The organism is Terrabacter terrae, assembly GCF_039529575.1.
Lineage (GTDB): Bacteria > Actinomycetota > Actinomycetes > Actinomycetales > Dermatophilaceae > Terrabacter > Terrabacter terrae.
The window spans coordinates 269,239-293,320 of sequence record NZ_BAAANB010000001.1 but is presented as its reverse complement, the minus strand read 5'-3'; the positions used below and the strand labels follow the sequence as shown (position 1 = coordinate 293,320).

24 protein-coding genes are annotated in these 24,082 nt (G+C 71.9%); 13 read left to right on the top strand and 11 right to left on the bottom strand.

Going from position 1 to position 24,082, the window contains the following annotated elements; all coding sequences use genetic code 11:
- Nucleotides 1–246 precede the first annotated feature (246 nt).
- The gene (locus ABD194_RS01425; RefSeq protein ID WP_343986396.1) at nucleotides 247–4,185 is read left to right on the top strand and encodes a S8 family serine peptidase; all 3,939 of its coding nucleotides are present in this window, start codon (nucleotides 247–249) and stop codon (nucleotides 4,183–4,185) included.
- Nucleotides 4,186–4,204: 19 nt separating this feature from the next.
- Nucleotides 4,205–5,116 carry a patatin-like phospholipase family protein gene (locus tag ABD194_RS01420; protein ID WP_343986393.1) on the top strand — a complete coding sequence of 304 codons (912 nt, stop codon included), beginning with the start codon at nucleotides 4,205–4,207 and terminating at the stop codon, nucleotides 5,114–5,116.
- A 12-nt stretch (nucleotides 5,117–5,128) separates the two neighbouring features.
- On the opposite strand, the gene ABD194_RS01415 is transcribed toward ABD194_RS01420, so the two are convergent.
- Nucleotides 5,129–5,800 carry a response regulator gene (locus ABD194_RS01415; protein WP_343986390.1) on the bottom strand — a complete coding sequence of 224 codons (672 nt, stop codon included), beginning with the start codon at nucleotides 5,798–5,800 and terminating at the stop codon, nucleotides 5,129–5,131.
- A complete protein-coding gene (locus ABD194_RS01410) occupies nucleotides 5,797–7,518 on the bottom strand; it encodes a sensor histidine kinase (RefSeq protein WP_343986384.1) in 1,722 nt (573 codons plus the stop codon). Before ABD194_RS01410 ends, ABD194_RS01415 begins: the two co-directional genes overlap by 4 nt.
- 100 nt (nucleotides 7,519–7,618) lie before the next feature.
- On the opposite strand from ABD194_RS01410, the gene ABD194_RS01405 reads away from it, so the two are divergent.
- Genes ABD194_RS01405 through ABD194_RS01390 form a run of 4 tightly spaced genes read left to right on the top strand, consistent with a single transcriptional unit; the run spans nucleotide 7,619 to nucleotide 11,175 of the window.
- Nucleotides 7,619–8,686, top strand: coding sequence for a Bug family tripartite tricarboxylate transporter substrate binding protein (locus tag ABD194_RS01405; RefSeq protein ID WP_343986381.1), 1,068 nt, complete (start codon nucleotides 7,619–7,621; stop codon nucleotides 8,684–8,686).
- A gap of 1 nt (nucleotide 8,687) precedes the next feature.
- Nucleotides 8,688–9,233: a tripartite tricarboxylate transporter TctB family protein gene (locus ABD194_RS01400; RefSeq protein ID WP_343986378.1), complete on the top strand. Its 546-nt coding sequence runs from the start codon at nucleotides 8,688–8,690 to the stop codon at nucleotides 9,231–9,233.
- Complete coding sequence (locus ABD194_RS01395) at nucleotides 9,233–10,786, top strand: tripartite tricarboxylate transporter permease (protein ID WP_343986375.1); 1,554 nt, start codon at nucleotides 9,233–9,235, stop codon at nucleotides 10,784–10,786. The genes ABD194_RS01400 and ABD194_RS01395 overlap by 1 nt, the downstream gene beginning before the upstream one ends.
- Entirely contained in the window at nucleotides 10,783–11,175 is a 393-nt protein-coding gene (locus tag ABD194_RS01390) for a universal stress protein (RefSeq protein WP_343986372.1), read from the top strand. The genes ABD194_RS01395 and ABD194_RS01390 overlap by 4 nt, the downstream gene beginning before the upstream one ends.
- A gap of 257 nt (nucleotides 11,176–11,432) precedes the next feature.
- On the opposite strand, the gene ABD194_RS01385 is transcribed toward ABD194_RS01390, so the two are convergent.
- The 3 genes from ABD194_RS01385 to nth are packed head-to-tail and all read right to left on the bottom strand — an operon-like array spanning nucleotide 11,433 to nucleotide 14,034.
- On the bottom strand, nucleotides 11,433–12,635 hold the full coding sequence (locus tag ABD194_RS01385; protein ID WP_343986369.1) for a MarP family serine protease: 1,203 nt from the start codon (nucleotides 12,633–12,635) through the stop codon (nucleotides 11,433–11,435).
- Nucleotides 12,632–13,378 carry an NUDIX hydrolase gene (locus tag ABD194_RS01380; protein WP_343986366.1) on the bottom strand — a complete coding sequence of 249 codons (747 nt, stop codon included), beginning with the start codon at nucleotides 13,376–13,378 and terminating at the stop codon, nucleotides 12,632–12,634. Before ABD194_RS01380 ends, ABD194_RS01385 begins: the two co-directional genes overlap by 4 nt.
- The gene (gene nth / locus ABD194_RS01375; protein WP_343988157.1) at nucleotides 13,375–14,034 is read right to left on the bottom strand and encodes an endonuclease III; all 660 of its coding nucleotides are present in this window, start codon (nucleotides 14,032–14,034) and stop codon (nucleotides 13,375–13,377) included. The genes ABD194_RS01380 and nth overlap by 4 nt, the downstream gene beginning before the upstream one ends.
- Before the next feature lie 238 nt (nucleotides 14,035–14,272).
- Between nth and gntA the strand changes: the two genes are divergently transcribed.
- The 3 genes from gntA to ABD194_RS01360 all read left to right on the top strand — a co-directional run bounded on the left by gntA (nucleotide 14,273) and on the right by ABD194_RS01360 (nucleotide 16,671).
- The gene (gntA, locus tag ABD194_RS01370; protein ID WP_343986362.1) at nucleotides 14,273–15,199 is read left to right on the top strand and encodes a guanitoxin biosynthesis heme-dependent pre-guanitoxin N-hydroxylase GntA; all 927 of its coding nucleotides are present in this window, start codon (nucleotides 14,273–14,275) and stop codon (nucleotides 15,197–15,199) included.
- On the top strand, nucleotides 15,196–15,882 hold the full coding sequence (locus tag ABD194_RS01365) for a DUF1989 domain-containing protein (RefSeq protein ID WP_343986359.1): 687 nt from the start codon (nucleotides 15,196–15,198) through the stop codon (nucleotides 15,880–15,882). Before gntA ends, ABD194_RS01365 begins: the two co-directional genes overlap by 4 nt.
- 111 nt (nucleotides 15,883–15,993) lie before the next feature.
- A complete protein-coding gene (locus ABD194_RS01360; protein WP_343986356.1) occupies nucleotides 15,994–16,671 on the top strand; it encodes a Crp/Fnr family transcriptional regulator in 678 nt (225 codons plus the stop codon).
- 61 nt (nucleotides 16,672–16,732) lie between these two features.
- Here the strand turns inward: ABD194_RS01360 and ABD194_RS01355 are convergent, their stop codons facing one another.
- From ABD194_RS01355 to sp36, 5 genes are read right to left on the bottom strand one after another with little or no spacing between them, the layout of a single operon-like run.
- Nucleotides 16,733–17,392: a nucleoside/nucleotide kinase family protein gene (locus tag ABD194_RS01355; protein ID WP_343986353.1), complete on the bottom strand. Its 660-nt coding sequence runs from the start codon at nucleotides 17,390–17,392 to the stop codon at nucleotides 16,733–16,735.
- 3 nt (nucleotides 17,393–17,395) lie between these two features.
- The gene (locus ABD194_RS01350) at nucleotides 17,396–18,193 is read right to left on the bottom strand and encodes an MBL fold metallo-hydrolase (RefSeq protein WP_343986350.1); all 798 of its coding nucleotides are present in this window, start codon (nucleotides 18,191–18,193) and stop codon (nucleotides 17,396–17,398) included.
- A gap of 16 nt (nucleotides 18,194–18,209) precedes the next feature.
- The gene (locus ABD194_RS01345; RefSeq protein WP_343988154.1) at nucleotides 18,210–19,049 is read right to left on the bottom strand and encodes an NUDIX hydrolase; all 840 of its coding nucleotides are present in this window, start codon (nucleotides 19,047–19,049) and stop codon (nucleotides 18,210–18,212) included.
- Nucleotides 19,050–19,054: 5 nt separating this feature from the next.
- A complete protein-coding gene (locus tag ABD194_RS01340) occupies nucleotides 19,055–19,519 on the bottom strand; it encodes a RidA family protein (protein WP_343986347.1) in 465 nt (154 codons plus the stop codon).
- Between the two features lie 26 nt (nucleotides 19,520–19,545).
- Nucleotides 19,546–19,701: a Sp36 family protein gene (gene sp36, locus ABD194_RS01335; RefSeq protein ID WP_142179199.1), complete on the bottom strand. Its 156-nt coding sequence runs from the start codon at nucleotides 19,699–19,701 to the stop codon at nucleotides 19,546–19,548.
- A gap of 72 nt (nucleotides 19,702–19,773) precedes the next feature.
- On the opposite strand from sp36, the gene ABD194_RS01330 reads away from it, so the two are divergent.
- The 3 genes from ABD194_RS01330 (at nucleotide 19,774) to bagB (ending at nucleotide 22,924) form a co-directional block, all read left to right on the top strand.
- Nucleotides 19,774–20,520 carry an alpha/beta hydrolase gene (locus ABD194_RS01330; protein ID WP_343986337.1) on the top strand — a complete coding sequence of 249 codons (747 nt, stop codon included), beginning with the start codon at nucleotides 19,774–19,776 and terminating at the stop codon, nucleotides 20,518–20,520.
- 167 nt (nucleotides 20,521–20,687) lie between these two features.
- Entirely contained in the window at nucleotides 20,688–21,752 is a 1,065-nt protein-coding gene (gene bagA, locus ABD194_RS01325) for an ATPase BagA (RefSeq protein WP_343986333.1), read from the top strand.
- Nucleotides 21,749–22,924, top strand: coding sequence for an ArsA family ATPase (bagB, locus tag ABD194_RS01320; protein WP_343986330.1), 1,176 nt, complete (start codon nucleotides 21,749–21,751; stop codon nucleotides 22,922–22,924). Before bagA ends, bagB begins: the two co-directional genes overlap by 4 nt.
- A gap of 91 nt (nucleotides 22,925–23,015) precedes the next feature.
- Here bagB and ABD194_RS01315 read toward each other — a convergent pair whose 3' ends face one another.
- The gene (locus tag ABD194_RS01315; RefSeq protein ID WP_425579927.1) at nucleotides 23,016–23,315 is read right to left on the bottom strand and encodes a WhiB family transcriptional regulator; all 300 of its coding nucleotides are present in this window, start codon (nucleotides 23,313–23,315) and stop codon (nucleotides 23,016–23,018) included.
- A gap of 307 nt (nucleotides 23,316–23,622) precedes the next feature.
- Here ABD194_RS01315 and ABD194_RS01310 point away from each other — a divergent pair.
- Nucleotides 23,623–24,082: transglycosylase domain-containing protein (locus ABD194_RS01310; protein WP_343986327.1), on the top strand; the 460-nt coding region annotated here is incomplete at its 3' end.

Genomic DNA, 24,082 nt, shown 5'->3' with positions numbered 1-24,082 from the left:
CCTGGGGTCGGCGGGCCGCTCCGTCGAACTTCCCGTTCTCCTCCAGCGTCGGGCGCGCCGTCCAGCCGGTCGAGCGCTGTCGTATGCCGTGTGCCGCGGTACGCGGGACGCCCCCGCGAAGCCCGGCTGGGAGTTGCATGAGAGGCTGCGCAATTCGGGCATACGGCACCCTCTGCTCTGCGATGATGCGCTCGCGCCGTCCCTTCAGACGGCGCTTGCAGCACCACTTCCCACAGGGGCTCCTTCATGCTCAGTCGCCGGCCTCTCGCCGCGGCCCTGACCCTTGCGCTCGTCGCACCGGTCACGGCGCTCATCGCCTCCCCCGCCGCTTCCGCGGCCCCTGCCCCGTCCACCACGGGGAAGCGGATCGCGGCCAGACACCTCCCGCGCCCGACGCGGGAGAAGGCCCACACCCGCGCGCACGAACCACACACCGTGCTCGTGAAGTTCCGGACCTCCGCCCCGAAGGCCGGACGCGACCACGCCGTCACCTCCCACGGCGGCCGTGTCGCGCAGGCGCTTCCCGGGACCGGCTTCGTGAAGGTCACGACGAGCGGTCGCGCCGAGGACCTCGCGCGGCGCCTCAAGGCCGACCCGACCGTCGCCGAGGTCTCTCTCGACTACGTGCGCAAGGCATCCGCCACCCCCAACGACCCGGCCTTCCCCTACCAGCACTACCTCGACACGGTCCGGGTGCCCACCGCCTGGGATCGGTCGAAGGGATCCGTCAGCCAGGTCGTCGCCGTCATCGACACCGGCGTCAACGGCAAGCACCCGGATCTGGCCGGGCGGACGGTCGCCGGCTGGAACGCGATCACCAACGTCGGCATCGCCGCCGGCGCCGCGAGCGACGACAACGGTCACGGCTCGATGGTCTCCGGCATCATCGCGGCCGGGACCAACAACGGCGAGGGCATCGCCGGGGTGGCCTGGAACGCCAAGGTCATGCCGGTCAAGGTGCTCGACCAGACCGGCAGCGGCGCCGACTCCGACATCGTCGAGGGCATCCACTGGGCCGTCTCCCACGGCGCCAGGATCCTCAACCTCTCCCTCGGCGGTGACGGCGACAGCCCCGCCCTGCACGACGCCGTCAAGGACGCCGTCGCCAAGGGTGCCGTGGTCGTGGTCGCCGCGGGCAACTCGGGTGACGACGTGCCCGAGTACCCGGCCGCCTACCCGGAGGCCGTGGCCGTCTCGGCGACGGACAGCAACGGGGTGCTCACCGACTTCAGCAGCTACGGCTCCTGGGTCGACGTCGCCGCACCCGGCTACGGCATCGTCTCGACAGGGATCCCGGACTCCAGTGGCAACGACTACTTCTACGGTGACGGCACGTCGTTCTCGGCGCCCATCGTCTCAGGGGTGGCGGCCCTGGTCCGCACGCAAAGCCCGACGCTGACTCCCGCACAGGTCCTCTCGCGTCTGAAGTCCACCGCCCGCGACGCCGGACCTCGCGGGCTCGACCCCTACTACGGCGCCGGGGTCGTGGACGCCACCAACGCCCTCGGTGGCGGCTGGGCCACCGACTTCGGCTTCCCCGCCATGGGCGCGGGCGAGCCGAACGACGTGCCGAGCCGGGCCACGCTGCTCACCGGGACGACGACGGGAACGCTCTCGGTCGAGGGCGACGTGGACTGGTACCGCGTCGACACCACGACCACCCAGCCCCTCTCGGTCACCGTCACGCCGGCGGCCTACGACGCGAACATCGCCCAGAACAGCGACCCGGTGGTGTCGGTCTACGACGCCGCCCTGCGGTCGGTCGCGGCCGCCGACCACCACGGCCCCGGCGACGCCGAGCTCGTCGGCTGGACCGCCCCTCCCGGCACCTCCTACGTCAGGATCGAGAACTTCAACGGCGCCCGCGACGCGCGCCCCTACACCGTCTCGCTCGCTCGGCACACGGGTGCGCTCCTCAACTCACCGTCCTGGCTCGACCAGCCGACGCCGCAGGACGGCTCCACCGCCGTCGGGGACGTCACCGGCGACGGCCGCGACGACGTCGTCACCGTACTCGGCGAGTACAGCGACGACGTGACCCCGCGGGGGATCATCGTGTACGCGCAGACGACGGCGGGCGACCTCGATGAGGGCACCTTCTACCCGACGGCGAGCGACTCGCCGGTGATGCGGCTCTCGGTTGCCGACCTCGACGGGGACGGGGCTGCCGAGGTGCTGGCCGGCACGTACGACGGTGTGCAGGTCTTCCACCGGCTGCAGGACGGGACCCTCGCGGCGCCGCAGTACCTCAGCGGCGTCTCGGGATCACTGGTGCAGAACGTCGCGACGGGCGACCTCGACGGCGACGGGCACCCGGACGTCGTGGTCACCCTCAACGGCTCGCCCTACGTCAGGATCCACCAGGCCGACGGCTCGTACGCCACGGTCGCGCACCCCCAGATCTCGATGTCCGACCTGTCCATCGCCGACGTCGACAGCGACGGCCGGCCGGACGTCCTGGGAGCCAGCGGAGCAAACCTGGTCGTCCTGCACAATGACCTGGCCGGCTGGCGCATGACCACGCATCCGGCCAGCACGAACCTGGCCTCCACCTCGGGGGTCGGCGCCGCCCGCAGCGTCGACGTCAACCGCGATGGACGCATTGACGTCGTGGCCCTCGTGGGCAGCAACGACGGAACGTCCATGTTCGCGACGTACTTGCAGGCAGCCGACGGCACCCTGCAGCCCCCGACCACCACGCCACTGCCGAGCCACAGCGAGACGCTCGCCGTCGCGGACTTCAACGGCGACGGCATTCCCGACCTCGTCACGTCGGGGACGGGCTACCCCGCGACGGTGTCGGTCCTCCCGGGGCTGGCGGGCGGCGGCTTCGGCGCTCCCGCGTCCACCGGCCTGGGTGACTCCCTGTTCCCGGCGCGCCAGGGCGAGCTCTCCACCGGCGACCTCGATGGGGACGGCCTGCCTGACGTGGCCCTGATGACGCGGACCGGCGTCGCGGTGCTCCGCAACGCGACGACGCCCAACGTGCCCGGCCGGCCGGCACTGTGGGTGCGCAGCGCCACGCCGAGCGACTTCGCGTCGTCCCTCGCCCAGACCTACACGCCGACGGTCACCTTCGCCCGCGACGTCGACGCCGCGACGGTGAGCGCCTCGACCGTGCGGCTGCTCAACGGGCGCACCGGCTCGGCCGTCCCCGCCACCGTGACGTACGACGCGGCCCGGCGGACCACCACGGTGAAGCCCACGACGCCGCTCTACGACAACGCGCCCTACCGGCTCACGGTCTCAGGCGTGAAGGACACGGCGGGCGCGACGATGCCCACGGCATACTCCATCACGTTCCGGACGGTTGACGTCACTCCCCCGGCCGTGGGCTCCTTCACGGCCACCGGGGCGCTGCGCGCCGCCACGCTCGTGTGGAAGGCCCCGACGGTCAACGACCTCGACCGCTACATCGTGCGGATGGCGGCCGGTTCGACACCTCCCGCCAGCGTCACCACGGGCACGGCCGCCTACTCCGGCACCGGCACGAGCGCGAGCGTTCCCGGCCTCACCCAGGGCACCACCTACAGCTTCCGCATCTGGGCGAAGGACCGGTCGGGCAAGCTCAGCGCGCCCTCATCGCGCACGCTCGTCGGGACGGCGGAGACGATGACCTCCAACGTCACCTCCCTGACGTACGGCGGCTCCGTCACCGTGAGCAGCCGGCTGACCCACCGCGACACCGGCGGCTCCGTCGTCGGCGTCCCGGTCCAGCTCTACTGGCGCAAGCCCGGCACCACGACGTGGAACCTCCTGACGACGCGGACCTCCAGCTCGACGGGCACCGTGTCGTTCGCCCACAAGCCCGCGACGTCCGTCGAGTACCTGTGGATCTACCGCGGCTCGACGAGCTTCGTGGGCTCGAGCAGCGCGCTGCGCGCGGTCGCGGTCCGCACCGCGGTCACGGGCGTCGTCAGCCGCAGCTCGCTCGCGCTGGGTGGGACGTTCACGATGTCGGGGTCCGTCTCCCCGACCCACGCCGGACAGGGCGTCTACCTGCAGCGGTATGCCGGCAGTGGGACGTGGACGACGGTGACGAGCAAGGCGTTGGGGACGACGAGTGCCTACGCCTTCTCGGTCAAGCCGTCGGCGCGCGGCACCTTCACCTACCGGGTCTACAAGCCGGCGGACTCCGACCACGCCGCCTCCTACAGCCCGGGCCGCGCGGTCAGGGCCTACTGACCCACCGAGGGGACCTTCCATGGACACCACACCACCTGCTCCACTCACCCACCCCGACGAACGCGCATTGGTCCTCGCCGGCGGCGGCGCTGCCGGCAACGCCTGGCAGATCGGTCTCGTCGCCGGGCTTGCCGCGGCCGGGGTCGACCTCACCCGGGCGGAGCTCATCGTGGGCACCTCGGCCGGGTCGACGGTCGCCGCCCAGATCACCTGCGGCGGGACGCCGGCCGAGCTGTATGCCGCGATCCTGGCTGAGGTGCCGCGGCGCCCTTCCGGCACGGCCGGGCCCGCCGGCTCACGTCCCGCCATCTCCGGACCGAGCTACCTCGAGTGGTCGAACGCGGTCATCGCCTCAGCGGCCGACGCGGCGGACATGCGCCGGCGGATGGGTGCCGCGGCACTCGACCTCGACCGGTCGGACGGCTCGCTCTCGACGCGCTGGCGCGACACCGTCGCAGCACGGCTTCCGGGGCACGACTGGCCGGAGCAGCGGGTGCTCATCGCCGCCGTCGACGCCCGCACCGGGGCTCCGGTCCTCTTCGACCGCCACAGCGGGATCGACCTCGTCGACGCCGTCGCCGCCAGCACCTCGGCCATGACGCCCTACCGCATCGGTGAGAACCGCTACCTCAACGGCGGCTACCGCCGCAGCGAGAACGCCGACCTCGCCGCCGGCTACGGGTTCGTGCTCGTGCTGTCACCCTTCGGCGGCCGATCCCGTATGCCGTCGGGCTGGGGCATGGACCTCGCCACCCAGGTGGAGGAGCTGAGGGCGGCAGGCAGCAGGGTGATGACGGTCTTCCCCGACGCCGGGTCCGGTGAGGTGTTCGACGCCAACGCCCTGGACCCGTCGACTCGTCCGCCGGCGGCGCGAGGGGGCTACGCCCAGGGCCGCGCCCTCGCGGACCGGCTCGCCGAACTCTGGAGCTGACCCGCGCGACTCTCAGCGGGCGCGGTAGCGGCGCTCGGGCCTGCCGGTGGAGCCGTAGCGCAGGGTGACGTCCGCACGGCCCGACGCCACGAAGTACTCGAGATAGCGCCGGGCACTCACGCGCGAGATCCCCACGGCCTCAGCGCATTCCGTGGCGGAGAGCGTGTCGGGCGCCTCGCGGAGAGCCGTCCCCACCGCCTCCGCCGTCTCGGTGCTGAGGCCCTTCGGCAGGAGCGCGACGGCGGCGCGTCCGACCGTCGGCGACCCGAACGCCGCGTCGATCTGCTCCTGCGTGAGCTCGTCGCCGAGGTCGCGAGCCCGCTCGGCGGCATACGTCTGCAGCCGCTGCTCGAGGTCGGCGAAGGTGAACGGCTTGAGGAGGTAGCCGACGACGCCCTGACGCACGGCCCCGCGCACCGCGTCGGCCTCCTTGGCCGCGGTGATGACGAGCACGTCGCAGGTGTGCCCGGCCGCACGCAGCCGTGTCACGACGTCGAGGCCGAAGGCGTCGGGCAGGTAGAGGTCGAGCAGCACGAGGTCCGGCTGCAGCGACCCGACGAGCGTGAGCGCCTCGTCACCCGTCGGCGCCGTGCCGACGACCTCGAAGCCGTCGACCCGCTCGACGAACCCGCGGTGTATGCGGGCCACCATGAAGTCGTCGTCGACGACGAGGACGCGGATCATCGCTTCTCCTCCGTCAGGACCGGCGCCGCCTCGACGGTGAGGCGGGCGACGAACTTCGCCCCCGTCGGGCTGTTCTCGACCTCGACCTCGCCGCCTCGCCGCTGGCAGATGAGGCGGGTCAGGGCCAGCCCGATGCCCCGCTCCCCCGCGCGCGCCGCCTTGGTCGTGTAGCCATGGGTGAAGACCTCCGTCACCACCTCCGGCGCGATCCCCGGCCCGGAGTCGACGACGCTGATCTCCAGCGAGCTGGCGTCCTGGCGGATCGACAGCTCGACCCACTTGTCGGCGCCCTCGCTCGAGGCGGCCGCATCGATCGCGTTGTCGACGAGGTTGCCCACGACGGCGGCGACGTCCGCGGAGTCCCGCGAGCCGATGCGCCCGAGGGAGGTGTCGTCGGAGACCCGCAGATCGACGCGGCGCTCCGTCGCCTGCGCGGCCTTGGCCATGACCAGGGCCGTCACGGCCGTGTCGCGGATGCGCCGCGAGACGGTCAGGTCCAGCTGCGCCCGGTGCTCGCTGACGGAGTCGACGTAACCCACCACCTCGTCGTACTCCTCGAGCTGGATCAGCCCCGAGATGGTGTGCAGCTGGTTCGCGAACTCGTGCGCCTGCGCCCGCAGCAGCTCGGTCGTGCTGCGGAAGGACCCGATCTCCCGCTCGAGGTCGGCCAGCTCGGTGCGGTCGCGCAGCGTCGTCACCGAGCCGAGCGGCCGGCCGTCCTTGTCGACCTCCATGCGGTTCATCACGAGCACCCGCCCCCGGCGCAGCACGACCTGGTCCCGGGGAACCGTCGCGTCGGGCTCGGGCTCGCCGTCGTCGGTCACGCCGTCGTCGGTCACGCCGCGCAGCACGTCCCGCAGCCTGGCGCCGATCGGCAGGTCGTCCAGCCGCATCCCGACGGCGTGCTCCGGCAGGTCGAGCAGTCGCTGGGCGACGTTGTTCACCAAGGTGATCCGTTCGTTCGTGTCGAGCGCCACCACGCCCTCGGCGAGCCCGAAGAGCATCGCCTCACGACTCTCCGCGAGCCCCGTGATCTCGGCCGGCTCGAGCCCGAGCGTCTGGCGCTTGATGCGACGGGCGAGGAGCCACGAGCCGACCCCACCGAGCAGGAGCGCGATCCCGAGGTAGGTCGGCAGGTACGAGGAGTTGCCGAGCAGGCGGTCCCAGGCGGACGGCATACGCACGGCGATCATGACGGTGCCCAGCTGGGTGCCCACCGGGAGCTGCGGCTCCTTGACGGACGGGTCCGGCACCGACAGCAGCGGGCTCTGCGCGACGATCACCCGCTCGCCGCCGAGCTCCATGACGCCGGTCCAGCTCGCCCCGTCGGCCACCTTCGGCGACCCGAGCGGCATCGGCGCCCGCTCGAGCGTCGGGTCGGACGACACGCGTACGACCTCGCCGGCGTCGGCGACGCTCATCGACGTGATGTTGTACTGCGTCACGATCGTCTGCACCAGGCCCGGCAGGACGTTGGGCACCCCGCCCGGCGCCATCTCGGTGCGCACGATCGGCGTGCTCGCCAGCTGCTCGGCGATGGCCGACACGCGCCGTCCCTCCGTCCGCGTGAACGTCGCCTCCGACTGCGACAGCGAGACGAGACCGACCGCCACGAGGACGCCGAGGAGAATGAGCATCTGCACGGCGAACAGCTGTCCCGTGAGGGTCAGCCCACCGAACCACCGGCCGAACCACCGGCGCCTGCTCTGCTTGACCACAACGAACTCAACCTTCATTGGTGACACAACGGCGACACCCGTCCGGGACGCGGGCACGATCATGCCGTTCCAGCCCAAGATCGCGAAAGAGATCTCAACGATGAGCATCCACCTCACTGCCCGTCCCGGCACGCCCGGAGCCCGCAGCCCACGTCCCACCCGCAGCCGCCGCGTCGGCGCCCTCGTGGCCCTGGCCGCCGCCGGAGCCCTCGCCCTGTCGGCGTGCGGCGCGACCGCCAAGAAGGACGCCGCCTCCACCGGCGCCGCCGCCGGCCCGGCGACGGGACTGCAGATCATGGTCCCCAACAGCCCCGGCGGCGGCTACGACACGACCGCCCGCACGGTGGCCCAGGTCATGGACAACCAGAAGATCACCAGCTCGGTGCAGGTCTTCAACCTGCCGGGTGCCGGCGGCACCGTCGGCCTCCAGCGGGTCGTCAACGAGAAGGGCAACGGCAAGCTCGCCATGCAGATGGGCCTCGGCGTCGTCGGCGCGGCCTACACGCAGAAGTCGAAGGCCACCCTCGGCGACACCACCCCGATCGCCAAGCTCATCGAGGAGGCCGGCGCCATCGTCGTCTCCAAGGACTCGCCCTACAAGGACCTCAAGAGCCTCGTCGACGCCTGGAAGAAGGACCCCTCGAAGATCAACGTCGGCGGCGGCTCCAGCCCGGGCGGCCCCGACCACCTCCTGCCGATGCAGCTGGCCAAGGCCGTCGGGATCGACCCGACCAAGGTGTCCTACATCTCCTACGACGGCGGCGGCGAGCTGCTCCCCGCCATCCTCGGCAACAAGATCGGCTTCGGCGCCAGCGGCTTCGGCGAGTTCCTCGAGCAGGTCAAGTCCGGCTCGGTCCGCGTCCTCGCCGTCACGAGCGACAAGCGCATCGACGCCCTGCCGGACGTGCCCACCGTCAAGGAGTCGGGCATCGACTTCACCTTCACCAACTGGCGCGGCATCGTCGCACCGCCGGAGATCTCGGCCGGCGACAAGCAGGTCTGGGTCGACGCGCTGACCAAGATGCACGGGTCGGACGCCTGGAAGGCCGAGCTCGAGAAGCGCGGCTGGACCGACGCCTTCGAGACCGGTGACCAGTTCGGCACCTTCCTCAAGGCGCAGGACCAGGACGTCGCCGACATCCTCAAGGGCCTGGGGCTGACCAGCTGACATGTCTGACGTGACCCCTGACCGCACGCACCCACAGCCCGCGGCCCAGGACGTCGAGACCAGGGGCGGGGACCGCGCACAGTACGGCATGTGCGCGGCCCTCGCCGGCCTCGGCATCGTCCTGCTGGTCAACTCCGCCCAGCTCGCCCCCGTGGCGAGCAGCAACGACTCGCTCGGCCCGAGGGTCATCCCGACCGTCCTCGGGATCCTCCTGCTCGTCGTCTCCGTCCTCTACGCCGTCGACATCCACCGCGGCGGCGTCGGAGCCGCCGACGAGGGCGAGGACGTCGACCTCGGCGCCAAGGCGGACTGGAAGACCGTCGGGCTGCTCGTCGTCATCTTCGCCCTGAGCGCCGCCCTGATGGAGCCGCTCGGCTGGGTCATCGCCGGCACGCTCCTGTTCGCCGGCTGCGCGTACGCGCTCGGCAACCGCCACATCGTCCGTGGCGTCCTCGTCGGGCTCGCGATCTCGCTCGGCACCTTCTACGCATTCGCCATCGGGCTCGGGGTCAACCTGCCCGCCGGCATCCTCCAAGGAATCCTCTGATGGACAACCTCAACCACCTCATCGACGGCTTCGCGAACGTCATGACGCCGCTGAACCTGCTGTTCGCGTTCATCGGCGTCGTCGTCGGAACGGCCGTCGGCGTCCTGCCCGGCATCGGCCCGGCCATGACCGTCGCCCTCCTCCTGCCGATCACCTTCACGCTGGACACGACCCAGGCGCTGATCATGTTCGCCGGCATCTTCTACGGCGGCATGTACGGCGGGTCCACCACCTCGATCCTGCTCAACACCCCGGGTGAGTCGTCGTCGGTCGTCACCGCCCTCGAGGGCAACAAGATGGCCAAGGCCGGACGCGCCGCCCAGGCGCTCGCCACCGCCGCCATCGGCTCCTTTGTCGCCGGCACCATCGCCACGGCCCTGCTCGTGCTCGTCATGCCGCAGGTCGTCGCGTTCGCCGTCCAGCTCGGCTCCCCCGAGTACTTCGCCATCATCCTGCTGGCCTTCGTCGGCGCGAGCATGGTGCTCGGGTCCTCCCGCCTGCGCGGCTTCGCGTCCCTGCTCGTCGGCCTGTCCATCGGCATCATCGGCATCGACAAGGTCACCGGCCAGCAGCGCATGACCTTCGGCATCCCGCAGCTCGCCGACGGCATCGACATCGTCGTCGTCGCGGTCGGGCTCTTCGCCGTCGGCGAGGCCCTGTGGGTCGCCGCCCACCTCCGGCGCAAGGCCGCCGGCGTCATCCCCGTGGGCCAGCCGTGGATGGGTCGGCAGGACTGGAGGCGCTCGTGGAAGCCGTGGCTGCGCGGCACCGCCCTCGGGTTCCCGTTCGGCGCAATCCCCGCCGGCGGTGCCGAGGTCCCGACCTTCCTGTCCTACGTCGCCGAGCGCAAGCTGACCCGGCACCCCGAGGAGTTCGGCCACGGCGCCATCGAGGGCGTGGCCGGCCCCGAGGCCGCCAACAACGCGTCCGCCGCCGGCACCCTCGTGCCGCTGCTCGCGATCGGGCTGCCGACCAACGCGACCGCCGCGATCATCCTCACCTTCCTGCAGGGTCGCGGCCTCGAGCCGGGCCCGCTGCTCATCGAGAAGGAGCCGGTCCTCGTCTGGACGCTCGTGGCCAGCCTCTTCGTCGGCAACACGCTGCTGCTGCTGCTCAACCTGCCGATGGCGCCGCTCTGGGCCAAGCTGCTCCAGATCCCCCGGCCCTACCTCTACGCGGGCATCCTCTTCTTCGCGACGATGGGCGCGTGGGCGGTCAACGGCCAGGCCTTCGACCTGTACCTGCTGCTCGGCATCGGCCTCCTCGGCTTCGCGATCCGCCGCTTCGGGTTCCCGGTGCTGCCGCTCATCATCGGCGTCATCCTGGCCCCGATCGCCGAGCTGCACCTGCGCCGGTCGCTGCAGCTCTCGCACGGCGAGGTCAGCGGCCTGCTGGGCGGCCCGGTCGCCTGGGCCTGCTACGGCATCATCGCTCTGACCATCCTGTGGCCGCTCATCGCCAAGGCCATCCGCGCGGCGCGCGGCGGCGACGGCGGGCGCGGCGGTACCGGCGCGGGCATCATGGCCGAGCTCAAGGAGGAGGCGACCGCATGACCATCCTCGTCGGCTACATCCCCACCCCGCAGGGCGAGGCGGCCCTCGCCGCGGCGATCGCCGAGGCCAAGGCGCACGACGAGTCCGTGCTCGTGCTCAACATGAGCCGGGACGACAAGCTCGTCGACGCCCACCGCGCCGAGAGCTCGGACCTCGACCGGCTCGACCACGACCTGGCCGAGTCCGGCGTGACCCACGAGGTGCGGCGCATCGAGCACGGCACCGACCCCGCCGACCAGATCCTCGGGGTCATCGACCGCGAGCGTCCCCGCATGCTCGTCATCGGCATCCGTCACCGCAGCCCGGTCGGCAAGCTGCTCCTGGGCTCGACGGCCCAGCGCCTGCTGCTCGACGCCACCTGCCCGGTCCTCGCCGTCAAGGCGGACTGAGCGACACGGCATACGGCAGCGGCTCCGAACCACCACGTCGAGTGGGCACTTTCCAACACAGGAAAGTGCCCACTCGACGTTCCGGGGGTCAGCCAAGAGGGCGCGAGACGCCCCCGATCATCCCCACCCCCTCACCGTCGAAAGGCCACAAACCGGGTCTCAGCACCCGTCGAAAGGCCACAAACTGGGCCGAGCTGGGACCGCTCAAGAAAAAGCGAGCCCGGTTTGTGGCCTCTCGACGGTTGAAGGGGGTGGGGTCAGCCGGCGACGCAGGCGCCGGTGCTGACCTCCGTGCCGGCCGAGGTGGCCTCGTCGAGCACCGGCTTGGCCTCCGCGAGCGTCAGCGCGTAGCCGGTGGCGGCGTCCTCGAGAGACTTGGCGAAGATGACCCCGACGACCCGGCCGCTCGTATCGAGGAGCGGACCGCCGGAGTTGCCGGGCTGGACGGTCGTCGCCAGCGAGTAGATCTGGCGCACCACGTGCTCGCGGCCGTAGATGTCGAGGCCACGCGCCTCGAGCTGGGTGCGGATGCGGGCCGAGACGGCGCGGTAGGGGCCGTCGAGCGGGTAGCCCGGGACCGCTGCCGAGTCGCCGCGCTGCAGCTCCGCGCCGAGCTGCAGCGGCGGTGCGAGCAGCCCCGGCACGCTGACCACGGCCAGGTCGCGGCGCGGGTCGAAGACGATGACGCGGGCCCGCAGGACCTGGTCACCGCTCTGGACCTGGACGTCGTCCGCACCGGCCACCACGTGCGCGTTGGTGACGATCTGCCCGGGCGTGAGGACCCAGCCGGTCCCCTCCTGCCCGCGCTGGCACGAGCTGGACTGGGTCGTCACCTTGACCACCGAGCGTCCGGCTGCGCGGATCGCCGGCGACTGCGCGACGCCGGGGTCAGGTCCCTGGACCGGGGTGATCGGCTCGGGCGCCAGTCCGCCGAAGACCTGCGGGAAACCCTGGCTCGAGAGGAAGCCGCGGAAGCCGGCGAAGACCTGTCCGGTCTGCTCCGGCACCACGGTGTTGACGACCTGGAGCACCTTCGACTCGGCCATCGCCCGCGACAGCGTCGGGTTGCCGGCCGTGCGCAGCGCGCCGCCGACGAACCAGATGATGACGCTGGCAGCGAGGGTGACGACGACCGCGCCGAGCGCCGAGTCGAGGCGGCGAAGCGAGGTCTGCCCCATCCGCCGCCGGATGCGCGAGCCGAGCAGGCTGCCGAGGAACTGCCCCAGCCAACCGAAGCCGACGACACCGACCACGAGCACGAAGACGCGGGTGCGGTCGTCGTCGGCCACCGCCGGCCACCGCGCGAGCATCCCGGGCAGCTGCCAGACGGCGAGCATCGCGAAGGCGAAGAAGCCGACGAGCGAGCACACGCTCTGGACCAGCCCCTGGCGGTAGCCCGAGACGGCATACGCGAGCAGCAGGAGCACGAGCACGACGTCGAGGACGGTGCTGCCGGTCATGCGCGCCTCCCCTGCCGCAGGAAGCGCTCGGGCAGCGGCCGCATCAGGTCGGCGTCCCACGGCTGGGACAGACCGGCGAGCTCGAGCACGCTGCTCAGCAGTCCGGCGGTGAAGCCCCAGAGGAAGAGGTGGTCGAGGTCGAAGCCGGGGCCGACGTAGCCCGAGGGGTGCGTCACCGAGAAGCGCGTCGACGGGGCGACGAGGTGCGAGACCGGCACGGACAGCACGTCGTGCACCTCGGCCGGGTCGCGGACGCCGATCGGCGAGGGCTTCGCCCACCAGCCGAGCACGGGGGCGACGACGAACCGGGCCGGCGCCAAGAAGAGGGAGGGCAGCTGGGCGATGACCTCGACACCCGCCGGGTCGACCCCGGTCTCCTCCTGCGCCTCGCGCAGCGCGGTCGCCACGAGGTCGTCGTCCCCGGGGTCCCGCGAGCCGCCGGGGAAGGCGATCTGGGCCGGCTGGGTGCGCATGGTGTGAGAACGCTCGATGAGCACGACGTGTTCGCCCTCGTCCTCGACCCCCGCCGGCGGCGGCCCGAAGAGGATGAGGACGGCCGACTCGCGCCCGCCCTCCTCCGGGGGCAGGAAGCGGGAGAAGTACTGCGGCGCGACGCTCTCGAGCCGCACCGCCACCTCGTCCAGCCAGGCGGGGCGCGGCGCCGTCCCGCCGTCCAGCTCGGGGGACGGGTCGATGGCGCCCGACGGGCCGGCATACGCGATGCCACTGACGACGTTGGTCACTTCGGCGCCAGCTCGTACTTCAGCAGCTTCGCCGCCTTGTCGGGGTCGGTCTCGCCGACGCCGTAGCTCGGGCACAGCCGGGCGACGGGGCACGCGCCGCAGGCCGGCTTCTTCGCGTGGCAGGTGCGCCGGCCGTGGAAGATCAGCACGTGGCTGAGCATCGTCCAGTCGCGGCGCAGGAAGAGTCGCCCGACCTCGTGCTCGACCTTGACCGGGTCCTCCTCCTCGGTCCAGCCGAAGCGGCGCACGAGGCGGCCGAAGTGCGTGTCGACCGTGATGCCCGGGATGTCGAAGGCGTTGCCCAGCACGACGTTCGCCGTCTTGCGGCCCACGCCGGGGAGCGTCACGAGGTCCTTCAGGCGCGGCGGCACCTCGCCGTCGAAGCGCTCGACGAGCGCGATGCCGAGCTTGATGAGCGAGTCGGTCTTGGCCCGGTAGAAGCCGGTCGGCTGGACGATGGTCTCCAGCTCGGTGCGGTCGGCGTTCGCGTAGTCGGCGGCCGTGCGGTACTTCGCGAAGACGATCGGGGTGACCTTGTTCACACCGACGTCGGTCGTCTGCGCGGACAGGATCGTCGCCACGAGCAGCTCGAGCGGGTTGCTGAAGTCGAGCTCGCAGTGGGCGTACGGGTAGCGCTCGTGCAGCAGGCGGTACATCTTCCGGGCACGACGGGTCCGCGCCACGGGGCTCTCGTCGGCTGTCGAGATGGCACGGGGAGACACGCACGACACTGTATGCCGCCGCGCTGGGTCGCGCGGTCCACCGTCCGCCCGGTGGCCGCAGCCGCCCCACGTCGACCTCGGCGAGCGAGTGGCCGAACCGCCCCCCGTGTCAAGCCTTTCGAGCAAAGACGCTCGGAGTGGGTACGTGGTGCCCGCACGGAGGGAGTCCGACATGTCAACGGATACGAGCATCGATGCCCGCACGCCGGCCGAGGCGACGATTCTGCCTGCCGTGGAGGAGCAACGAGGCCTGGAGTCGACCCTCGACCTCCTTGCCCGGATGGACCTGGCGAGCGCTCCGGAGGGCGACGTCGTCCGCGCCCTCGACCTCATGGTCACGCATGCCGAGTTCCCCTGTCTCGGCGCCAAGTCCGTCTTCCGCCGCGGCGGCATGGCACACGTGGTGCTCGACGACATGAACGACCCCGACGTTGCCGCCGACCTGCTGCAGCGGCTGCGGGCCTTCGCGAGCGACATCGAGGGCGAGAAGGGCTTCCACTCGTTCATCGCGACCTTCCGCGGGCCGGTGCCGGGCGACGAGGCCGGCTTCGAGGCGGCGCTCTTCCAGCTGCTCCAGCGGCTGCACGACGCGGACGAGGAGTCCTGGGCCGACGGCGTGGGAGCCGACCCCAACGACCCGCACTTCGCCTTCAGCGCGGGCGGCACCGCATACTTCATCGTCGGTCTGCACCCCGCGGCCTCCCGCGTGGCGCGACGCGCGCCGCTGCCGACGCTCGTCTTCAACCCGCACGACCAGTTCGAGGAGCTGCGGGCCGAGGGCCGGTTCGAGAACATGCGGTCGACCATCCGCCGGCGCGACATCGACCTGCAGGGTTTCGTCAACCCGATGGTCGCCGACCACGGCGACAGCACCGAGGCCCTCCAGTACTCCGGACGGCGGCATCCCGCCGGCTGGCAGCCGCCGCTCGAGGTTCACGGCGAGCCCGAAGCCGCCGGTTCGAGCGGCACGGGCGGGACGAGCGGGACCACGCGCATCGGCGGCAGGACCGGCCGGACCCCCAGCGACAGCACGACCACCGATGCCACCCGGTGCCCGTTCGGCTCCGGCGCGACCGACCAGTCAGGGGAAGAGGGATGACGATCTCGCAAGACGTTCAGCACACCAGGCTCGGCCGCCTGTTCGGCCCCGGCGGCCCGGTGTTCCAGCCGCTCGGCGGCTACGGTGACGGCATGGAGCTCACCCGCCTGGCCCCGCAGACCGGCACCGCCTTCCTCCTGCGTGCCGGCCAGCGCCTCACGGTGATCGACCCCACGGGCGAGCAGGTCAGCGACTTCTTCGCCGTGATGGACGACGACCGCGACGAGTGGTTCAGCTCGGGCCGCACCATCGACTACGCCAACTCGACCGCCGTGACGACCGGCAGCGTTCTCTACAGCAACCGCAGCCGGCCGATGGCGACCGTCGTCGAGGACACCTGCGGACACCACGACATCCTGCTCACCCCCTGCTCGCAGCAGACCTTCGACCTGCTCTACCCGGAGTTCCACGGGGCCTACCACCCGAGCTGCTTCGAGAACCTCGCCACCAACATGGCGGCGTTCGGCGTCGACCCCGACCGCATCTCCACGACGCTCAACATCTTCATGAACGTGTGGAACGAGCGCGGCGGCGAGCTGCACATCGACCCGCCGACGTCGCGCGCCGGTGACCGTTTCGTCCTGCGCGCCGAGGCCGACCTCGTCGTGGGCCTCACCGCCTGCTCGGCCGAGAAGTCCAACAACGGCGTCTGCAAGCCCATCGACTACCGCATCGACGACTGAGCCCGATTTCGGCGGGCGACGGGGTCAGTGTGGTGACAAGCACGTCGACGCCCGTGCCGAAAGCCCTGTGCTGTCAGGGCATCGGCACGCACCACGTGGCACACTGACCCCGTGGATCTCGACGTGGTGAGGCGTGCGCCCCTGTTCAAGGCTCTGGACGACGAGGCGGCCTCCGCCCTGCAGTCCGAGATGAGCCGGTCGCACATGGAGCGCGGGGACGTGCTCTTCCACGAGGGGGACCGGGGGGACCGGCTCTACGTCATCGCCGAGGGCAAGATCAAGCTCGGCCGCCGCAGCCCCGACGGCCGCGAGAACCTCGTCGCCATCCTCGGCCCCGGCGAGATGTTCGGCGAGCTCAGCCTCTTCGATCCGGGCCCCCGCACGATGACGGCCACCGCCGTCGCCGAGACGCAGCTGCTCGGGCTGGGCAACGAGTCGCTCACCGCCATCCTGAGCGGGCGCCCGGAGGTCTCCAAGGCCCTGCTCGCGGCCCTCGCCCAGCGCCTGCGCCGCACCAACGCCCATCTCGCCGACCTCGTCTTCACCGATGTGCCCGGCCGCGTCGCCAAGGCGCTGCTCGACCTGTCGGAGCGGTTCGGCCGCCCCGTCGAGGGCGGGATCATGGTCTCCCACGACCTGACCCAGGAGGAGCTGGCGCAGCTCGTCGGCGCCTCCCGCGAGACGGTCAACAAGGCGCTCGCCGACTTCGCGACCCGCGGCTGGCTGCGGCTCGAGGCCCGCGCCGTCCTGCTCCAGGACGTCGAGCGGCTCAAGCGCCGCGCCCGCTGACACTCGCCGCCTTCCGACCCGTTTGAGGTAGGCCCGCCGCGAGAGGTGGCAGCGGATCAGGTCAACCCGCGAGCGACCAGCCGTCCGCGCCGTTGAGGATGACCCGGTCCGCGCGGTGGGCGGTGGCCGCGACCGCGACGGCATTCGCCTCGTCGCTCTGCTCGACCCACGCGACCGCAGCTGCAGGGCTCTTGCCGAAGGTCACGTGCCGCTCGACCAGCCGTGAGCGGCGCACGTCGTCGTCACCGGCGACGAACCACACCTCGGCGAGCTGGGCCCGGGCCCGCTCCCACCGCGGCTCCGGCAGCAGCAGGTAGTTGCCCTCGGTGACCACGAGCCGGGCCGACGGCGGCACGACCACGGCTGCCGCCAGCGGCTGCTCGAGCGTGCGGTCGAAGCCGGGCGCATAGATCCACGACTCCGGGTCCGTGACGACGCGGTGCAGCAGGTGGGCGTAGCCGTCGGCGTCGAAGGTGTCGGGAGCACCCTTGCGGGACAGGGCTCCCAGCCGCTCGAGCTGGGCGTCGGCGAGATGGAAGCCGTCCATCGGCACGTGCCCGACCCAGTCCTCACCCTGTGCGCCACCGACGGCGCGCACGAGCGCCTCGGCGAGCGTCGACTTGCCCGCACCCGGCGCGCCCGCGATGCCGAGGACGACCCGACGGCGGGCACCGACGAGCGCGACCGCCGCCTCGACCAGGCGCTCGATGCCGGCATCCATGGGTCAGGGGTGGGTGCGGAGGTACTCGAGCTGTGCCTGCACCGAGAGCTCGGCCGCCGGCCACACGCTGCGCGGCACGTCGGCGTAGACCTGCTCGACGACGGCGTATGCCGTGTGCGCACCTCGGGCGACCGCCTCCCGCACCTGCTCCAGCCGTTCGGCGCGGTGCTTCAGGTAGAAGGTGACGGTGGCCGCCGCGTCGGCGACGAACGGCCCGTGGCCGGGGAGCAGGCTCGTGACGTCACCGGCCCGGGTGAGGGCCTCGATGCGTTCGAGCGAGGCGAGGTAGGCCTCGAGGCTGCCGTCGGGCCAGGCGACGACCGTCGTGCCGCGGCCGAGCACGGTGTCGCCGGTCAGGAGCGTGTTGTCGGCCGGGAGCACGAACGAGAACGAGTCGCTCGTGTGGCCCGGGGTCTCGACGGCCAGGATCTCGAGGCCGCCGACGCGGACGGTCTCCCCCGCCCTGAGGTCGTCGTGACCGCGGCCGAAGCCCCGCACCGGCGCGCCGGTCAGCTCGGCGAAGCGGCCGGCGCTCTCGGCGTGGTCGTCGTGCCCGTGGGTCAGCAGGGTGAGCGCCACGCGGCGGCCGGAGTCGGCCACCCGGCGCAGGGCGTTCTGCAGGTGCTCCTCGTCGAGCGGTCCCGGGTCGACGACGACGACCTCGTCGGACCCCGGCTCGGCGAGCAGCCACGTGTTGGTGCCGTCGAGCGTCATCGGTGAGGGGTTGCGGCAGAGCACGCACTCGGCGCGCTCGCTCGTGACCCCGCCGTGCCAGCTCGGGTCGGCCGCCGTCCCCTTCACCTTGCCTCACCCGCGCTCACGCCTCGACCACCTCGACGACCTCGATCGCCGCGCCCTCGGGCCCCGAGACCACCTGTGGCATGACGAGGGGGAGCACATCGCTGTGCACCACCACGTCTGCGGCGCAACGGGCGTCGGCGATCTCCTCCACGCACACGACGGTCGGGGGCAGCATGAGGGCCGACCCGGCGGCATACGCCCTCAGCAGCTCCGACGGGACGAACCAGTCGGCGTGGTCGGCCTCGGTGGTCTCGCCGTCGGCGACCTGCTGCTCGGGCATGAGCGCGGCGAAGAACCACGTGTTGTAGCGGCGGGGCTCGAAAACCGGCGTCAGCCAGTGCGCCTTGGCGACGACGAGGTCGGAGCGCAGCACCAGCCCCTTGTCGTGCAGGACGTCGTCGAGCGAGACCCGGCGCTCCACGAGCGCCCGGCGGACCCCGAGCCACTCGGGCCCGTCGACCGTGGCGAGCGGCCCGTCCGCTGACGGGCCGGCGAGCAGCACGCCGCACTCCTCGAACACCTCGCGGACCGCTGCGGCGACGAACATCTGCGCCTCGGCGGGCGAGCAGCCGAGCCGCCGGGCCCACTCCGTCGGCGACGGACCCACCCACGGCAGGGTGGGGTCACCGTCCCGCTCGTCGACCCCGCCGCCGGGGAAGACCATCATGCTCGGCGCGAACTCCATCGCGGGCACGCGCCGCAGCATGAAGACCTCCGGGCCGCCGGCCCCGTCGCGCACGAGCATCACGGTGCTCGCGCGCCGTGGCGTCGCCTCGTCCCAGCGCTCGCCGGCGAGCCAGCGCGTCGCCGCGTCGGAGATGCCCGGCGTCGTGGTCAGCGGGAACCGGCGGCCCATGGAGCTCACTTCGCGACGGAGACGATGACCTCGACCTCGACCGGTGCGTCGAGCGGCAGGGCGGCGACGCCGACGGCAGACCGGGCGTGGATCCCCTTGTCGCCGAAAGCCTTCACGAACAGCTCGCTCGCCCCGTTGATGACGCCGGGCTGGCCGGTGAACGACGGGTCGGACGCGACGAAGCCGACGACCTTGACGACGCGGGTCACCGAGTCGAGGTCGCCGACCTCCGACTTGATCGCGGCGATGGCGTTGAGGGCGCACGTCTCGGCGAGCGCCTTCGCGGCTTCGGCGTCGACCTCGGCGCCCACCTTGCCCGTCGCGGCGAGCGCGCCGTCGACCATCGGCAGCTGGCCCGAGGTGAAGACGAGGTCGCCCTCGCGGACGACGGGGACGTAGGCGGCGACGGGCGGCACGACCTCCGGGACGGTGTGGCCGAGCTCGGACAGGCGGTCTTCGACAGCAGACATGGTGCGGTGGCTCCTCAGGGACTGGCTCAGGACTTGGGGCGCTTGAAGTAGGCGACGAGGCTCGTGCCGTCGGGACCGTTGACGATCTGGACGAGCTCCCACCCGTCAGCCCCGAAGTTGTCGAGGATCTGCTTGGTGTTGTGGATCAGGAGCGGTGCGGTGAGGTATTCCCACTGGGTCATGGCCTCACCCTACTCAGCGGGAGGAGCCCCACCTGACGTGCGCTGGCCGCCGTGGCTGGCACCATGACGCGCATGACGAGCAGCCCCGAGACCCGTTCCTACGGCGAGGACCCGGCGCAGGTCTACGACGTGCTGCTACCTCCTCCGGAGGCGCCATCCGCCGCGGGGACCGTGGTGGTCGTCCACGGCGGCTTCTGGCGCAGAGGCTACGACCGCGAGCACGCCCTGCCCGAGGCTCGCGCCTTCGCTGCGGCCGGCTTCCCCGTGGCGCTCGTCGAGTACCGCCGAGCAGGTATGCCGGGTGGCGGCGTCCCCGGGACGCTCGAGGACGTGCGCGACCTCCTCGCGTCCGTCGCCTCGCAGGCGGACCTCCCCAAGCCGCTGGTCCTGGTCGGCCACTCGGCCGGTGGCCACCTGGTCACGTGGGCGGCGGGACAGCCGTGGGCGGTCGAGCGCGCGATCGCGGGCGTCGTGTCGCTGGCCGGGGTCGTCGACCTCGGCGCCTCCGACCGGCTGCACCTCGGGTCGGACGCGGCGCGGGAGTTCGTCGGCACCGGCCCGGGGACCCCGTCGTGGACGGCGGCGGACCCGATGTCGACCCTGCCGCCGAAGGTGCCGGTGCGCCTGGTCAACGGCGCCGACGACGACACGGTGCCCCCGGAGGCTGCGGACGCATACGTCTCCGAGGCGACGGTGGCCGGCGGCGACGTGACGGTGCAGGTCCTGCCGAACACCGACCACATGGCGGTCATCGACCCGGCGCACCCAGCTTTCGGGGCCGTGCTCGAGGCGGTCCGCTCCCTGATGCCGACGCGTTGAACCCTGCGTCACTGTTGCAGCCACCGCAACACTGACGTAGCGAACACCCGCAAAACCCACCCACCCGCTACGACACTGTTTCGCCCAGCGCAACAGTGACGTACGGCGTACGGCGAGGACCGTGGGCGACGGCGACCTTCGAGCGCACCCCGCCTAAGGTGGGACTCGTGACGACGGACCCGAACGCCGCACCCCGGGCGCGACCGCGTCTGCACGTCGTCACGGGCAAGGGCGGCACCGGCAAGACGACGATCGCCTCCGCCATCGCCCTCGCCCTGGCCTCCGAGCCGTCCCGCGTGCTCATCGCCGAGGTCGAGGGCCGCCAGGGCATCAGCCAGACCTTCGACGTGCCGCCGCTCGGGACCGACGAGACCCGGATCATGCGCCTCGCCGGCGGCGGCGAGATCGTCGGCCTCTCGATCGACGCCAAGGCCGCGCTGCTCGAGTACCTCCAGATGTTCTACAAGCTCGGCCGCGCCGGCAAGCTGCTCGAGAAGTTCGGCGCCATCGACTTCGCCACCACCATCGCGCCGGGCGTGCGCGACGTGCTGCTCATCGGCAAGATCTACGAGGCCAACCGCCGCCGCCGCGACGGCCGGCACAAGGGCGACGCCGCCCCCGTCTACGACGGCATCGTCCTCGACGCGCCGCCGACCGGGCGCATCGGCCGGTTCCTCTCCGTCAACTCCGAGGTCGCCGACCTCGCGCGCGTCGGCCCCATCGCCTCCCAGGCCGGCTCCATCACCCGGCTGCTCGAGTCGGACCAGACGGTCGTCCACCTGGTGACGCTCCTGGAGGAGATGCCGGTGCAGGAGACCCTCGACGCCATCGACGAGCTGCGCGCCAAGTCCCTGCGGCCGGGAGCGATCCTCGTCAACATGGTCCGTGAGCCGCTGCTCGACGACCTCGCACTCGAGCAGGCCCGGGCCGGCCGGCTGCACAAGGCCTCCATCCGCACCCAGCTCGCCGACGCGGGCGTACGCGTGACGCCCGAGCTCGTCGACGGCCTCCTCGACGAGGCGCGCGACCACGCCCAGCGCATCGACCTCGAGCGCGAGCAGCTCGCCCTCCTCGAGGCGACCGGGCTGCCGATCGTGCAGCTGCCCGCCCTCGCCGGTGGCGTCGACGCCGGCTCCGTCCGGGAGCTCGCCGCTCTCCTCATGCCGCTCTTCGTCCCCTCCCCGGTCCCGCCCTCGGTTCCTCCCCCGGTCGAGGTGGCGGTCCAGGCATGAGCCCGACGCCCATCTCCCCGACGCCGCCCCTGCTCGACGTCGACGCCCTCATCGACGACCCCGCCACCTCGATCGTCGTCTGCTGCGGCTCCGGCGGGGTCGGCAAGACCACGACGGCCGCCGCCCTGGGACTTCGCGCGGCCGAGGCCGGGCGCAGGGTCGTCGTGCTCACCATCGACCCGGCACGCCGGCTCGCGCAGTCCCTCGGCCTCACCGAGCTCGACAACACCCCGCGCCCCGTCGCCGACATCGACACGAGTGCCGGCGGGAGCCTGCACGCGATGATGCTGGACATGAAACGGACCTTCGACGAGGTCGTGCTCGCCCACTCCGACCCCGACAAGGCCCAGCAGATCCTCGCCAACCCGTTCTACCAGGCGGTCAGCAGCTCCTTCGCGGGCACGCAGGAGTACATGGCGATGGAGAAGCTCGGGCAGCTCAAGGCGAGCGCCGGCAGCCCGGACGCGCCGTGGGACCTCATCGTCGTCGACACTCCCCCGTCGCGCTCGGCCCTCGACTTCCTCGACGCGCCGAACCGGCTCGGCAGCTTCCTCGACGGCCGCTTCATCCGGCTGCTCACCGCCCCGGCCAAGGCGGGTGGCCGCGCGGGCCTCAAGGTCTTCGCCGGCGGCATACAGCTCGTGACCTCCACGATGACGAAGATCCTCGGTGGGCAGATGCTCACGGACGTGCAGACGTTCGTCAACGCCCTCGACACGATGTTCGGCGGCTTCCGTGAACGCGCCGACGAGACCTACCGCCTGCTCTCCGAGCGCGGCACGGCATTCCTGGTCGTGGCGGCTCCCGAGCGCGACGCGCTGCGCGAGGCGTCCTACTTCGTCGACCGCCTCGAGGCCGACGGTATGCCGCTCGCGGGCCTCGTCGTCAACCGGATGGGTCGCGTCTCGGCGACCGGGGTCACCCCGTCCCGGGCGCTCGCGGCCGCCGAGCACCTCGAGGAGAGCGGCGGGCCCAAGTCGGCCGACAACGCCGCGGGGCTGCTGCGCCTGCACGCCTCGCTCGTGACGACGAGCGAGCGCCAGCGCGAGCTCGCCGACCGCTTCTCACGGTCACACCCCGGCATACCCGTGGTGCAGGTGCCCGCGCTCGCGCGCGACGTCCACGACCTCGAGGGCCTGCGGGAGATCGGTGACGCGCTCGCGGGGTCGTGACGCACCCGTAGGTGGTCACGACCCCGCGATCCTGCGACATCGTGGCAAGCCGCGACCGGCAGTCTGCTCGACCGGTTGCCGCCGCCGGGTGCTACCTGGCCTGTGCGGCCATGCCCGCCTTGAGGGCGGACTTCCAGGACGTGATGTCGGGCCGCTTGCGCAGCAGGGCCCGACGCTCGCGCTCGGTCATCCCTCCCCAGACGCCGAACTCGGTCCTGTTGTCGAGAGCCTCAGCCAGGCACTGCGCGAGGACCGGACACGTCTTGCAGACGGCCTTCGCGTCGTGCTGGGCCTTGCCCCGTACGAACAGCGCATCAGGATCCTGGCCGGAGCACTTGGCCTGACTGGCCCACTCGTCCACCCACGGATCCACCATGATGACTGCACTCATTGCACTACCCCTCCCCGCCCGGCGCCTCCCATGACATCCGAGCTGACCGTCGGACCGTCCCACCGGTCCTGGCCATCGGGCCCCCCAAGGCCCAAAGGAGACATTAGGAGTGGGAACCCTCGGTCGGACATAGCCTCTATGGACCATTTAGTTGAGGGGGTGACTAGTCACCCCATCGCCCCGGAGGTGGTCACCGGGCACTCCCGCGGGCGCCATCCACCCCGGTGCACGCAGGGACGCGCAGTTCGGGGAACCCACTGCGCGCGGGGGACCGGTGGCCATAAGGTGTGCGGTTACCCTTGGGCCCATGTCTTCACGCACAACCTCGATCGGTGGCGTCGTCAGCCTGCTCGGCGCGTTCCTCGCGTCCGCGCTGGTGCTCGGACTGCTCGCCGCCGGCCTGGTCATGCCCGCGGTGGGCGCCACCGGAGCGCTCGCCCGCAGCGGTGTCGACGTGTTCAACGAGCTGCCCAGCGAGTTCACGACCGACCCGCTGGCACAGACCTCGCGCATCCTGGCTGCCGACGGCACCGTCATCGCGACGCCGCAGGAGCAGAACCGCACGATCGTGCCGCTGAGCAAGATCGCGCCGATCATGCGCGAGGCCCAGGTCGCGATCGAGGACCACCGCTTCTACGAGCACGGCGGCGTGGACCTGCAGGGCGTGATGCGCGCAGCGATCTCCAACCTGCGCAGCGGCGCCACCACCTCGGGCGCCTCCTCGCTCACCCAGCAGTACGTGAAGATCTCGCTCCAGTACTCCGCGC

What these genes read in the sequence shown, in the direction of transcription:
- ABD194_RS01425 (WP_343986396.1), top strand. Translation starts at nt 247, where the DNA reads ATGCTCAGTCGCCGGCCTCTCGCCGCGGCCCTGACCCTTGCGCTCGTC.
- ABD194_RS01420 (WP_343986393.1), top strand. Translation starts at nt 4,205, where the DNA reads ATGGACACCACACCACCTGCTCCACTCACCCACCCCGACGAACGCGCA.
- ABD194_RS01415 (WP_343986390.1), bottom strand. Translation starts at nt 5,800, where the DNA reads ATGATCCGCGTCCTCGTCGTCGACGACGACTTCATGGTGGCCCGCATA.
- ABD194_RS01405 (WP_343986381.1), top strand. Translation starts at nt 7,619, where the DNA reads ATGAGCATCCACCTCACTGCCCGTCCCGGCACGCCCGGAGCCCGCAGC.
- ABD194_RS01400 (WP_343986378.1), top strand. Translation starts at nt 8,688, where the DNA reads ATGTCTGACGTGACCCCTGACCGCACGCACCCACAGCCCGCGGCCCAG.
- ABD194_RS01395 (WP_343986375.1), top strand. Translation starts at nt 9,233, where the DNA reads ATGGACAACCTCAACCACCTCATCGACGGCTTCGCGAACGTCATGACG.
- ABD194_RS01390 (WP_343986372.1), top strand. Translation starts at nt 10,783, where the DNA reads ATGACCATCCTCGTCGGCTACATCCCCACCCCGCAGGGCGAGGCGGCC.
- ABD194_RS01385 (WP_343986369.1), bottom strand. Translation starts at nt 12,635, where the DNA reads ATGACCGGCAGCACCGTCCTCGACGTCGTGCTCGTGCTCCTGCTGCTC.
- nth (WP_343988157.1), bottom strand. Translation starts at nt 14,034, where the DNA reads ATGTACCGCCTGCTGCACGAGCGCTACCCGTACGCCCACTGCGAGCTC.
- gntA (WP_343986362.1), top strand. Translation starts at nt 14,273, where the DNA reads ATGTCAACGGATACGAGCATCGATGCCCGCACGCCGGCCGAGGCGACG.
- ABD194_RS01365 (WP_343986359.1), top strand. Translation starts at nt 15,196, where the DNA reads ATGACGATCTCGCAAGACGTTCAGCACACCAGGCTCGGCCGCCTGTTC.
- ABD194_RS01355 (WP_343986353.1), bottom strand. Translation starts at nt 17,392, where the DNA reads ATGGATGCCGGCATCGAGCGCCTGGTCGAGGCGGCGGTCGCGCTCGTC.
- ABD194_RS01345 (WP_343988154.1), bottom strand. Translation starts at nt 19,049, where the DNA reads ATGGGCCGCCGGTTCCCGCTGACCACGACGCCGGGCATCTCCGACGCG.
- ABD194_RS01340 (WP_343986347.1), bottom strand. Translation starts at nt 19,519, where the DNA reads ATGTCTGCTGTCGAAGACCGCCTGTCCGAGCTCGGCCACACCGTCCCG.
- sp36 (WP_142179199.1), bottom strand. Translation starts at nt 19,701, where the DNA reads ATGACCCAGTGGGAATACCTCACCGCACCGCTCCTGATCCACAACACC.
- ABD194_RS01330 (WP_343986337.1), top strand. Translation starts at nt 19,774, where the DNA reads ATGACGAGCAGCCCCGAGACCCGTTCCTACGGCGAGGACCCGGCGCAG.
- bagB (WP_343986330.1), top strand. Translation starts at nt 21,749, where the DNA reads ATGAGCCCGACGCCCATCTCCCCGACGCCGCCCCTGCTCGACGTCGAC.
- ABD194_RS01315 (WP_425579927.1), bottom strand. Translation starts at nt 23,315, where the DNA reads ATGAGTGCAGTCATCATGGTGGATCCGTGGGTGGACGAGTGGGCCAGT.